This window comes from Chryseobacterium sp. PCH239 (assembly GCF_018924625.1).
Classification (GTDB): domain Bacteria; phylum Bacteroidota; class Bacteroidia; order Flavobacteriales; family Weeksellaceae; genus Chryseobacterium; species Chryseobacterium cucumeris.
This window is the reverse complement of record NZ_CP073027.1, coordinates 2,837,535-2,849,887: the sequence shown is the minus strand read 5'-3', so window position 1 is coordinate 2,849,887 and position 12,353 is coordinate 2,837,535. Positions and strand designations below refer to the sequence as shown.

Genomic DNA, 12,353 nt, shown 5'->3' with positions numbered 1-12,353 from the left:
TTTTGTAAGACTTCTGAAATGAATTTATTTCCTAAGCTTCGATATTAAACGAAATAATTTTTTAGATAAATCTAATAGCCCCAGATCTTCAGTCATTTTTTTTAAAGCCAAAAGGAGTTTAAAAGTTTTTGATTCTTTTAAATTTCTTATTTCAATGGTTAATTCATTCACTTTGTTATAGTTAATGTCTAAGTGTTTTAAAAGTAATTTATTGAAGTCAGAGTTGGAAATCACTTTTTCAGCTTCATTATAGAAAAGCATCTGATATAAAATCATATGTTTCCTGTCCCGTGACATACTCGTTGCATGCTTCCTATACAAAGCCAGAGGAGCATTTAAAAAAATGAAATCGATGTTTTTTTGTGCAATTTGAATCCACAAAAGCCAATCTTCTTTCGCCTTTAGATTTTCATTAAAACGAATAGTTTCAAAAATAGACTTTGGAAACAAACCACAATGAATGGGAATTGTAAATGTGAAGTCCCATTGATACAGGATAGATTCAAAATTCAGTAAATCCTGAGATAGCTTGCAAAAGGGAGGCAATAATTCTTGCTTATTAGAATCGTCAAATAAACAAAAATTTGACACTATTATTGCTTCTTTGTCTTGTATCAGATTGAATGAATCTGAAAACTTGGTCTGAGCTAAGATATCATCTGCATCTAAAAACTGAATATAATCTCCGGTTGTGACTTCCAGAGCAGCATTTCTTGCAGAAGATAAACCTCCGTTTTCTTTGTGAAGATATTTAAAACGGCTATCTTTTTTTACCCATTTATCGGCTGTCTCTGCTGTATTATCAGGAGATCCGTCATCAACAATGATACATTCCCAATTTTCATAGGTCTGATCCTGAATAGACTGCAGGGATTCATCCAGAAAACGTGCTTGATTATAACAGGGGACAATGACAGATATTTTGGGATTCATTTTCATTTTTAATCAATTATTTTTTACAATGTGTTTTTTTAGATATATAGTGGTCACTATCTTTTTTGATAATGATTTCTGACACTTGGTACAAGGTACAAAATTATTTTTTCAGGAATAATCATGTTATAAGTAGGTTGAGTATAGCTTTTTCAAGTATTCCGTTGGAGATATTCCTGTAAAAAAGCTTTCAGTAAGTTCATTGAATTCAATAGTATAAAACGAACCTTCATCACTATCATCATACACAGCCTCTTTACCGAGATGACTCTCGAGCTGGCACAGTATTTCTGACAATGAATACTGATAAGGATAAGCAAGATTGATGATCGTATTGTTAAGGTCCATCATATTACTTCCTACAAAAGAGCCAATATCATCTATTCCGATCAGGATTCTTCCTGCATTTCGATGAAGAGTAAATCTTTTTTCCGAGATAACAGCATTACTTAGGAAATTGATCAGTGTATTGGGGTTACCACCATGTCCCACTGCATTTCCTACACGGAAGATAATATAGCTGACAAAGTTTTCTGTAATGATCTTTTCTGCATTAAGTTTATGCTTTACATAAGGACTTTCCGTTTTGGAGGGATCATAAACACTGCAGGTAGAAAAATAAATAAGTTTTTTATGTGGATTTTCCTCAATACAGGAATGGAGAAGGCGTATTTCTCTTTCGAATGCTGAGGGATCCTTTTCAAGAGAATTGGAAACTCCCGATGCGAAAAAGATAACCTCATCTTTGTCATAAAATCTTACGGCATTTGCCAGCATTCCGTTACCAATAATCATATGCTTCTTGTATACTTAAGATGTTAGTTGTATGTCTTTTAAATCTTTCATGTTGATCAATAGATTTTAGAGCTTTTTAAAGATTTTAAATAACCCAATTTTATTTCCCAGTTTTGCCCATCTTGAATTTTTTACATGGTTTAATTGGTTGAGTACCTGTTCATATTTATTTTTCGGAACATAGCTTTGAAGAAAAAGATCTTCAACACTGATGTTCCTTCTTTCTGCCATTTTTATCAGCGCTACCCAATGCCAGAACAGTGCTTTCTCAGCATTTTTAGTCGTAGAAATACCACTATCATGGATTCTGTATAAGTATAGATCTTCATCAATATATTTTACAGGAGCTGTTTCGCACATTTTCATGTACCAGTCTTTATCTTCAGCAATTTTTAGAAACGGATCAATGCCGGAAGTCTTTTCGTATATCTTTTTCTTAAAAGTAGCAAAATGTGAAATCTCACCGTTAAAATTATAGTAAGAGTAATTCAGCTCAGTAATCTGTTTCGCTTTATGGACCGATTTAGGATTAAGATGCTCATCGCAAAATACAAAATTGGAATATACCATACCCACTTCCGGATATTCAGAATATGCCTTTAGAATAACTTCCAAAGCATGAGTCGTTAACCCATCATCAGGATCTAGAAAACCACATATTTCAGATTCTGCAAGTTCTATTAATCTTCTTTTTGTATAACCGATTCCCTTGTTTTGGTCATTCTGATTGATTTTAAACCGGGAATCATCACCTATGATTTTTTTTATGACTTCAAGAGAATCATCAGTAGAGCCATCATCCAAAATTACCGCTTCCCAGTCTGTTTCTGTCTGAGCAACTAAGCTTTGGTAGCATTTTAAAAAAAAATGACCATTATTATAGTTGGCGATAAGTACACTGAATTTACTCATTTCGACTGTGTTTGTTCAAGATTTTTTTAATGCATTCAAATACCCAAAACCGTGTTTTCTATCTGGTTCCAGAATGTTCCCTTCTGCCCATTCGTTCCAGGATTTTATAATTAAAAACTGTTCCGGATAATCCTTTTTATCTTCAAGATATCCTATAGCCTTTTCTACTTGCTGTTCAAACAGTTCCGGGGAATTGTTAGCCAAAATGATTCCTCTGTAGCCGCTTCTTGGAGTATTATCCCAATTGGGCAGGATACATGGATAGGTAGGAATATTGCTTTCTTCAAACTTTAAGTCGTTTACTACTGCCTTAGCATCCTGAATGTTAACTTTAGGCTGTTCTTTTTTCTTAATTCCTATTAATCCTTTTATCCTGTTTTTATAATATTGAGAGTGAGAAATATATTCTTTCTTCGCAATATGAGGTATCCAGGCCTTTTGAAATGCATTGGAGATCTTACTGTCATATCCCATAGATTTAAAATCCAGGTCATCACGGAGCTTATTGGATGCCATGATGTATAGATCATCAAATCCGTTTTTCCTGGCGAGCTCTCTGAATTTTGTAATATAGTGGGGATCCCCGTCATTTAAATGATTCGGATCATAGATAATGAAAAGAGGCTTTTTGTCTACTTTGATATATCTTTCATCTTTGAAGAAAGGCAGAAGATATTCGAAATGGGAAATTAAGTCTTGTTCATTAGGATAGATTTGTTCAGCAAGTATTTTTTCTGATAACCCATGCCATATTCCTGACCATGTTTCGTTGGCCCAGCAGAAACAAAAAGGGAAATCTGGTTTTCCTGATTGTAATACATCATTTGCCACGCGTTCCAGCAATTGTTTGCCGTTGCCAAACCAGTAGTGATAATAGATAAATCCATGTACTCCATAGTCTTTTGCCATCTGAGCCTGCTGTTCTCTTACTTCAGGAACACGCAGGTCATAATACCCCAGATCTCCAGGATATATAGGTTGTTCGTGTCCTTCAAATAGAGGCTTGGCTTTTCCTACATTCGTCCATTCTGTAAATCCTTTTCCCCACCATTCGTCATTTTCAGGAACGGGGTGATATTGAGGGAGATAAAATGCTAGAGGTTTTATTTTTTTCATTTCAGTTTTCTAATGTTTTATTAATCTGGCGGGAATTCCTGCAATAACTGAATTTTTAGGGAAACTCTTATTCACTACAGAGTTGGCTCCTATGATACAGTTCTCACCAATGGTAACTCCCGGAAGGATGCATACACCTTCGCCAATCCATACGTTATCCTCAATAATTACCGGCCCTTTGGAGTATAGTGGCCTCATTGCAGGGACATGTTCCAGATCTTCAATACTTACATTTCCGTGGGAATGATCAGAAATGTATATTCTGCTGGCCATAAGTACATTATTTCCTATAATAATCTTATTGATAGCACCAATGTGGATATCGGAATTACAAATGACGTCATCTCCAATTGTGATCTCAGGAGTAAAGCTTTCCCCCTGAAAATGATCCCATGCTTCCAACCTGAGATGAAACAGGGAACTGAAGTTTTTACCTATGGAGATATATTTAGGATTTTCTATACAATGTTCTTCCGGCAAATTAGAATTCGTTCCAAAGTTTTTAAAACTTTTCCTAGCCCACTCATTAATTTTATTTTGAGTATGGGTTTTATAAGCATTCGAATTCAGAACATCGAACAAAAAATTAACAATATATTTTTTTAAAAAATTCATATTTTACCTGTTAATTGATAATACAATGTTTTTAAAAATAGTATTTTGTTTTCTTTAAAAACTTTTTTATAATATCTTAATTTATAATCCTGAAACATTTTGAATCTTTCACCACTCGTTAAAAATTTATTAATGGTATTTTCAAAGACAGGATTATATAAGTTTTCAGCTTCAATCATTAAGCTATTAAATGTTTGATAAGATTCAAGTACATCATACTTCTTTTCCAAAAATGACATTGGGTTTTCTCCATTAAATATTTTTTCTAAATTCTCAGAAAATTCTTTTTCAGTAATCATCAGATTATTATAAAGTGATTTTGGAGTATTTTTTTTGTATTCAATGGAAAATTCCTTTACTAATGTATCTAAATTGTCAAAGCTTTTAAATCTATCAGATTTGTAAAATAAATCTTTTATATCACTTACCAAGTTTTTGGGATGTACATAAGCAAAAACAGGTAATCCTGAAGCAACAGCAATTTGTGTCATTAAGGCACCTATATAGGGAAAAGTAGAAATATAATAATCTACGTTTTTCATAATTTCATATAAATCATAACGGTCGCCAATTAAGAATATTCTGTTGTTTAATTTATGATCATCAATAAATTTATTAATGGATGTACCATTACCACTCCCAGCAAATACAAAAATTAAATTATCATCTAATTGTAAAATCTTATGTATTGTTTCAAGAAATTCTAAATTATTTCCCAGAATTTTATAAAATGTACTCCCAGAAAATAGTATTTTTTTGTTTTTAGTATCAAAATCAAAACCTTGAAATGGAGTTTCCGACAAAATAGGATAATATGGTAATATTTTGTTTTTATGACTAGGAATCTTTCTTAATTGCTCAGATAAATTTTGTCCAAATGAACGAAATTCAATATTTATATCTGTAATGTCCACCCCAAGCCAAAATGCATGATCCGTTAAATTTATTTGGTATCTTATAATTCCTTGTATTTTATAGAAAGCGATATAAGCAATAGTATCCCAAGGAACTAAATGCATTAAAATATGTTTTGGTTTTTCTGCTAAAATAATATTAATGAGACTTTTACATAGTTCTATTCTGTCGTTTCCTTCCAAATAATAAATTTCTTTATTATTATAATGCTCAATTTCTGCTAGAATTGCTTCATTTTTATAATGCCTGTTTTTACTTTCAAAGACAAGAATGATTCGCTTATTAAGTCTTAATAATGCCCTTAGATATTGCTGGGTTAAGCCTCTGTTATCATAACCAAAGTAATCATAGAATAAAACAACATCTTCGTTAGGGACTATCTTTTCTGATTTAAAAAGAGAGTTAGAAATTTGTTTCAATGAGTTTTCTAATTCTTCATCATATAGGGTGTCATCAAACGCATAATTGTATTTTAGATGTGCTGATAACTCTATTAATCGTAAAGCGAAGTCATAATTTTTTTGTTTATGGCTTGTTTTAAATTCTTTTTCAGAATTTTATCAATATGAATAAGCTTTTTATTTGAAATCATTTAATTCTGAGATTATTTTTTCTATATCTTCGTTTGTCATTACAGGGCTTATGGGTAGGCTTAAAACTTCTTCATGAATCTTTTCACTAATGGGAAATGAAAGATGGTTCCATTCTTTATAAGCTTCCTGTTGATGAGGCGGTATAGGATAGTGTATAATTGTTTGTATACCTTTATTGCTTAGGTAATCCTGAAGGGCTTGTCTTTTTTTACTTCTTATAACAAAGACGTGCCATACATGTTCTTTTTCATTTTCAGGGTATTCGGGAAGTATAATCTCAGGGTTTGTGATGCTATTTATAAAATGTTTAGCAATAGTTCTTCTGATTTTGTTTTCAGTATCAATGTATTTTAATTTTATATCTAATACTGCAGCCTGAATTTCATCGAGCCTGGAATTTAGGCCTTTGTAAATATTGACATATTTTTGATTAGAACCGTAATTTGCTAAAGTTCTGATGGCTTTAGCAAGATCATCATTATTGGTAGTAATGGCTCCTGCATCTCCTAATGCACCTAGATTCTTTCCTGGATAAAAACTGAAGCCTGCGGAATCTCCGAGATTACCTGATTTTAAACCTTGCCATTCAGCCCCAATTGCTTGAGCATTGTCTTCAATGATTTTTAAGTTATGTCTTTCTGCCGTTTTCTTCAGTTCTTCAGAGAAAACCACTCTTCCCTGTAAGTGTACGATAAGAATTCCTTTTGTTTTAGGGGTAATTTTTTCTTCTATTTTACTAATATCAATATTGTAAGTATTAATATCAGGTTCTACTAGTACTGGAATTAATTTGTTATCCGAAATTGCAAGAATTGAGGCAATATATGTATTTGATGGAACAATTATTTCATCTCCCGGGCTCATAAATCCTAGTTCAATATAAGCACGGAGTATTAAACGCAGTGCATCCAGTCCATTAGCAACTCCAATAGCGTGTTTAGAGCCTATATAATTTGACAGGTTTTTTTCAAAACTAGACAATTCAGTTCCCATGAGATACCATCCAGAACGAAAAACTTCCAAAATTTTAGTTTCAATTTCTTCTTGGTACTGTAAATTGATTTTTTGTAAATCAAGAAATTTAATCATAATTTAAAGTTTTATAGAGTAAAAATCTAATGTGATCCCTCTTGCTCCCATGTTTTCTTTTTGCTGGATCAATCCTTCGTTTAATATTTTTCCTTGGTTTTCTGTTGAAATTCCGAAACTATAATATTTTTTGTTTTGAAATTCACTTATAAGAAAATAGTTTATAAAATCTAATGCCCCTATTTTTCTTCCTTCTTGTGATGCTGCCATATATTGTGTGTGAACGACATTTCCAAAATCAAAAATAACAATCCCTGCTAAAAGAAAATTATCTTTTCTTGCTTCAAATAGTCTGATGTTTTCAGGAAATTTTTTATTTAATAATTTGATTTCTTCTTCAGTATGTACAGGTTTTGTATCAAATTTTTTAAGAACATCTGAAAGTAAAGTCCAATATTCCTTAAAATTTTTATTTTCACTTATAGTGACTTCATTTCCTTCACATTTTCTCACTAATTGTCTTTTTGTTTCAGAGAAACGAATAGGGGATGAAAGATCAATTACAGATGATATATCTCTTCGGAAAAGTTTAGCTTGGTTACGAAAAAGAGCATATAAGTCTTCTTCTGAAGGATATTTGTGAAAAATATGAGGAACGGCTTTATAAATTATTTCATTAAAAGAATATTCTTGATAATATTTTTTTATTTCCTCAAAAATATTCAAAACTTCACTAGCCTTTACATGATAGGAGAGAATCAATGATCCAAAGGTAAGACCTCCATGAGAAATAATTTCTTTTCCTGATTCATTGGCTGGAAATACTGCTACAACTTTATTGTTTTTTAAAATAAACAGAGAATGATCTTTGAAGCGATCAGAATGATAATCCATAAAGTCTCTGTCATAAAAGAAAAGTCCATTTTTACTTTCTTTTATAAACAGATTCCAGTCAGTATAATCTTTTTGCGTATATTTTTTTATTTCAAAATTCATGTTATAGCCTTAAGGACATGGTTATATAGGAGTCTGAATTATCAGATATTGAAAAACCTGCTTTTTCATAAGCTTTTACAGCTCTGGTATTTCCAGGAATAACATTTAAATATAAACTTTCTAAATTCAACTGGTCTTTGGCAACTTTAAAAATAAGTTTAAATAAATCAGCGCTTAAACCCTTTCCCCAATATTCTTTTTCCCCGATGTAAACAAAATACTCTGCGGTTTTATTGGTGAGATCAATTTTTTTTAAGCCAACTACACCAATGATTTTATGATTATGCTGGATACCTTTAACCCAATACGTTTTATTGTTTTCTAAACCTGCAAACCATTTTTGCTGATCTTCTTTTGAGAAATCAGGTGTATTGGTAAGATATTTTATTTCCGGGTCATTTAACCAATTCCATGATTTTTCTAGAATATTTTTTGTATAATCAACTAATTGGAGTTTATTAAAATTCAAAAAATCTTCATAATTTCGGATATAATCATTTTCGTTATAAGTATGAGATGCAAGGACCAAACAAATTGCTCCTGAAGAAAAATTAATTTCAGAAGCCCATATCCCAGGAGGAATATGTAATCCTAAATCAGGACGATTCAAAAATACCTGTCTTTTGAACTTGCCATCATCCAGAGAAACTTCAAAACTGCCACTTGCTGCAATCAGAAATTGATGACATTCTTTATGTGAATGAGCACCTCTGCTTTCTCCTCCTGCAATATCATAAAGGTAGAAAATTCTTTTAACATTGAATGGAAATGCGGCGTTATTTTCAACTACTGTAAGGTTGCCTTCATCAAAACTGATTTTACCTAAATCAATAACATTACAGTCAAATACAGAAATATTATTTTTCATCAGCCAGTATTTTAAATTCTTCAAAATCTCTTATATAATCATTTTCATTGTACTGTCTATCAGAGACAATGAGTGCTAATGAATTGGTAGAAAAATTTTCTAATCTTCGCCAAAACATTCTGGGAATATATAATCCGTAATAGGACCTGTTTAAAGAAAACCTTTGTTCTTCTTTTCCATCATGGATTACAATATCAAAACTTCCTGAAAGGGCAATAATAAATTCTTGCTGTTCTTTGAAAGCATGGCTTCCTCTTACTTCTCCTCCAGGGACATCATATATCCAATATGTTCTTTGTATCTCAAAAGGAAGTTGATTAGGATATTCAAAAAAGGATAAGTTCCCTCTTTTATCATATATTTTGGGGAGTTCTATTATTTGTGGGATCATGGTGTTTGTACTTTGTATTCAAAAAATGGTCTGGTAACTCCTGGGTAAATGTGCATCATTGTTCCCACTTTTACATTTTCTACTTCAAATCCAATAAATTCATCAATTCCGTATAAAAGTATTTTTTGATCCTTCCCGAAGTAAAGTTTAAAATAGTAATTTCCAGCATTCAAAAGCCCTGCAGGAATATCAAATTCTACAGTATATTCGCCTATTTTTGAATTGTTATTTTCGGAAACACATTTTCCAACATGGAAAATCACCAATTCTTCATAATTTTTTAGTTCAAAAGTTGTGTCAAGAGTGATATCCGGACAGAAATTATGAAAAACAAGTTTTACATGAGCTCCAGAATCAATATCTAATAAATCTCCATTAATAGGAGTTACTGAAAATTCTTTTATTCTGATATTTTCGTTACCTATAGCTTCGTTCAGATTACCATTATATTGGTAAGAGCTTTCTCTTGCGCTGCTTTTTTGATATTCTATGATCGTATTGAGAATGTCGCCTTGATAGCCAATTTGTCCTTGATTCAAAAGAATTCCTTTTGTGCAAAGCTCTTTAATAGCTGTCATATTATGGCTGACAAAAAGTATGGTTCGGCCTTCTCCTCTCGTTACATCATTCATTTTACCAAGACACTTTTTCTGAAATTCTGCATCTCCTACTGCGAGTACTTCATCTACAATAAGAATTTCAGATTCTAAATGGGCGGCTACAGCAAAAGCAAGGCGAACGTACATCCCCGAAGAATATCTCTTCACAGGAGTGTCTATATATCTTTCAACACCTGAGAAATCTACAATTTCATCAAATTTTCTTTTGATTTCCTTGCGGGTCATACCTAAAATGGCTCCATTAAGAAAGACATTCTCTCTTCCTGTCATTTCAGGGTGGAATCCTGTTCCTACCTCAAGCAGAGATGCTATTCTTCCGTTTGTAAATATTCTTCCTGTTGTAGGTTTTGTAACTTTACTTAAAACCTTAAGCAGAGTTGATTTTCCAGCACCGTTTCTGCCGATAATTCCAACAGCGTCTCCTTGTTCGATTTCAAAATTAATATCGCGAAGAGACCACACATAGTCGGATAATCCTTTTGTTGTTCTATCATTGGCTTCACCAATTTTCAGATAAGGATCTTCTTTTCCTCTCACTTTATGCCAAAACCTGTTAAGGTCATGAGATAGAGTCCCTGTCCCGACTTGTCCTAGACGATATTGTTTGGATATATTTTCTGCTTTTAAAGACAGCATATTCTTAAATGATTTAAATTAATAAAAAAGTTTACCAACAAAGGTTATACGGTATCCATAAAGGTTTTTTCAACCTTGTTGAAAACAACAATTCCTATCACTAAAAGGATAAGAATAATAATAGTACTCATTCCCAGCATGGCGGGAGAAAAGTCTCCAACACCTATCCAAGCATATTTAAAACATTCAAAAATACCGGTTAAAGGATTATAATAAGCCAGTTTTTTAAAAAATCCCGGTAATGAGGAAACAGGATAAATAACCGGAGTTGCATACATATATAAACTTACACCAAAGCCCAGTAGCATTGCAAGATCTTTATACTTTGTAGTCAGTGAAGAAAAGATCATCCCAACTCCCAAGGCAAAAAGTGCCATTAAGAATATTAGGAAAGGAGTTGCAAGAATCCAGATATTAGGATGAACTTCTCCTTTACTGTAATAATATGCCCAGGCAAGAATGAATAAAATAAGCTGTACTCCAAACCGCATGAGATTAGAGATAACAATGGATAACGGAGTAACCAGTCTTGGAAAATAGACTTTTCCGAAGATGCCGGCATTCCCGGTAAAAGTAGAGGAGGTAGCCAGTAATGAGGAAGAAAAGTAATTCCAAAGAGTAACACCAGCCAGATAAAAAAGGAGCGGTGGAGCTCCATCTGTAGGTAATTTGGCAATTCTTCCAAAAATAACCAGATAGACAATGGTCGTTAAAATGGGATTGATAAAAAACCAGATAGGGCCTAAAATAGTCTGCTTAAAGCTGGATACAAAATCTCTTTTTACAAACATATAAACAAGATCTTTGTATCTCCAGACTTCCTTTAGCTTCAAGTCAAATAACGAATGATCGGCATCAATCGTTTCTGTCCACTTTTGTTGTGGTTCATTCATCTGTGTAAGTTTTTGCAAATTTATAATAATTAATTATTACCGTGTATATTAGTTTATAAATTTTCATAGTCAATAAAACTAAAAATCAACAACTAATATATTGATATTTGTCGGTATGAACAAAAACTATTGGCCATAAAGCCAATAGTCTATGAATTTTATAAATTATATTTGTTATTTTCCGATAAGTTGTTTCAGGTATTCGCCGTATCCGCTTTTGCCATATTTGGTAGCCGTTTCAAGCAGTTTTTCTTCACCAATGAATTTATTTCTGAAGGCAATTTCTTCTATACAGCCAATTTTAAACCCTTGTCTTTTTTCGATGACACTTACAAATTCTGAAGCGTCGTGAAGAGAATCAAAAGTTCCTGTATCCAGCCATGCCGTTCCTCTGTTCAGAACAGCTACCTCAAGCTTTCCATTGCTTAAATAAACATTGTTGATATCTGTGATTTCCAGCTCACCTCTTGCTGAAGGTTTAATATTTTTAGCGATTTCCACTACATTGTTATCGTAAAAATAAAGACCTGGAACGGCATAGTTTGACTTAGGGTTTAAAGGCTTTTCTTCAATAGAGACAGCTTTCAGATTTTTGTCGAATTCCACTACACCATATCTTTCCGGATCTGCTACGTGGTAGGCAAAAACAACTCCTCCTTCAGGATTGGTTTTATTTTTCAGTAAGGTTCCCATTTCAGAACCATAGAAGATATTATCTCCCAATACCAGTGCTGCAGGGTCGTTACCAATAAATTGCTCGCCCAGAATAAAAGCTTGTGCTAAACCGTCCGGGCTTGGCTGTACAACATATTCTATATTACAGCCGATTTGCGAACCGTCGCCTAAAAGTTTGATGAAACCTGCCTTGTCGTGTGGAGTTGTGATGATCAGAATATCTTTGATTCCTGCTAAAAGAAGTGTGGAAAGCGGATAGTAGATCATGGGTTTGTCGTAAACAGGCATCAGCTGCTTGCTTACGGCAATAGTTAGAGGGTAAAGTCTTGTTCCGGAGCCTCCGGCTAATATTATTCCTTTCATGTT

At 32.9% G+C, this 12,353-nt stretch carries 13 protein-coding genes; all 13 read right to left on the bottom strand.

Features of this window, described 5'->3' with window-relative positions; genetic code table 11:
* Positions 1-24: 24 nt before the first annotated feature.
* Positions 25-933 carry a glycosyltransferase family 2 protein gene (locus KBP46_RS13220; protein ID WP_228432333.1) on the bottom strand — a complete coding sequence of 303 codons (909 nt, stop codon included), beginning with the start codon at positions 931-933 and terminating at the stop codon, positions 25-27.
* Positions 934-1,059: 126 nt separating this feature from the next.
* On the bottom strand, positions 1,060-1,728 hold the full coding sequence (locus tag KBP46_RS13215) for an NAD-dependent epimerase/dehydratase family protein (RefSeq protein ID WP_123278562.1): 669 nt from the start codon (positions 1,726-1,728) through the stop codon (positions 1,060-1,062).
* A gap of 66 nt (positions 1,729-1,794) precedes the next feature.
* Entirely contained in the window at positions 1,795-2,640 is an 846-nt protein-coding gene (locus KBP46_RS13210; protein ID WP_120232530.1) for a glycosyltransferase, read from the bottom strand.
* 15 nt (positions 2,641-2,655) lie between these two features.
* Complete coding sequence (locus tag KBP46_RS13205) at positions 2,656-3,756, bottom strand: glycoside hydrolase family 99-like domain-containing protein (RefSeq protein ID WP_216443449.1); 1,101 nt, start codon at positions 3,754-3,756, stop codon at positions 2,656-2,658.
* 9 nt (positions 3,757-3,765) lie between these two features.
* Positions 3,766-4,371: a DapH/DapD/GlmU-related protein gene (locus tag KBP46_RS13200; RefSeq protein ID WP_216443448.1), complete on the bottom strand. Its 606-nt coding sequence runs from the start codon at positions 4,369-4,371 to the stop codon at positions 3,766-3,768.
* Positions 4,368-5,705 carry a glycosyltransferase family 4 protein gene (locus tag KBP46_RS13195; RefSeq protein WP_216443447.1) on the bottom strand — a complete coding sequence of 446 codons (1,338 nt, stop codon included), beginning with the start codon at positions 5,703-5,705 and terminating at the stop codon, positions 4,368-4,370. The genes KBP46_RS13200 and KBP46_RS13195 overlap by 4 nt, the downstream gene beginning before the upstream one ends.
* A 159-nt stretch (positions 5,706-5,864) precedes the next feature.
* Positions 5,865-6,968, bottom strand: coding sequence for a DegT/DnrJ/EryC1/StrS aminotransferase family protein (locus tag KBP46_RS13190; protein ID WP_062673435.1), 1,104 nt, complete (start codon positions 6,966-6,968; stop codon positions 5,865-5,867).
* Positions 6,969-6,971: 3 nt separating this feature from the next.
* Complete coding sequence (locus KBP46_RS13185; RefSeq protein ID WP_062673437.1) at positions 6,972-7,904, bottom strand: hypothetical protein; 933 nt, start codon at positions 7,902-7,904, stop codon at positions 6,972-6,974.
* Position 7,905: 1 nt separating this feature from the next.
* Positions 7,906-8,772, bottom strand: coding sequence for a GNAT family N-acetyltransferase (locus tag KBP46_RS24130; RefSeq protein WP_123278559.1), 867 nt, complete (start codon positions 8,770-8,772; stop codon positions 7,906-7,908).
* Positions 8,762-9,163 carry an FdtA/QdtA family cupin domain-containing protein gene (locus KBP46_RS13175; RefSeq protein ID WP_062673439.1) on the bottom strand — a complete coding sequence of 134 codons (402 nt, stop codon included), beginning with the start codon at positions 9,161-9,163 and terminating at the stop codon, positions 8,762-8,764. Before KBP46_RS13175 ends, KBP46_RS24130 begins: the two co-directional genes overlap by 11 nt.
* Positions 9,160-10,419, bottom strand: a complete 1,260-nt coding sequence (locus KBP46_RS13170; RefSeq protein WP_062673440.1) for a polysaccharide ABC transporter ATP-binding protein — start codon at positions 10,417-10,419, stop codon at positions 9,160-9,162. Before KBP46_RS13170 ends, KBP46_RS13175 begins: the two co-directional genes overlap by 4 nt.
* Before the next feature lie 44 nt (positions 10,420-10,463).
* Positions 10,464-11,312, bottom strand: coding sequence for an ABC transporter permease (locus KBP46_RS13165; protein WP_062673443.1), 849 nt, complete (start codon positions 11,310-11,312; stop codon positions 10,464-10,466).
* A 174-nt stretch (positions 11,313-11,486) separates the two neighbouring features.
* Positions 11,487-12,350: a glucose-1-phosphate thymidylyltransferase RfbA gene (rfbA, locus tag KBP46_RS13160; protein WP_216443446.1), complete on the bottom strand. Its 864-nt coding sequence runs from the start codon at positions 12,348-12,350 to the stop codon at positions 11,487-11,489.
* Positions 12,351-12,353 lie beyond the last annotated feature (3 nt).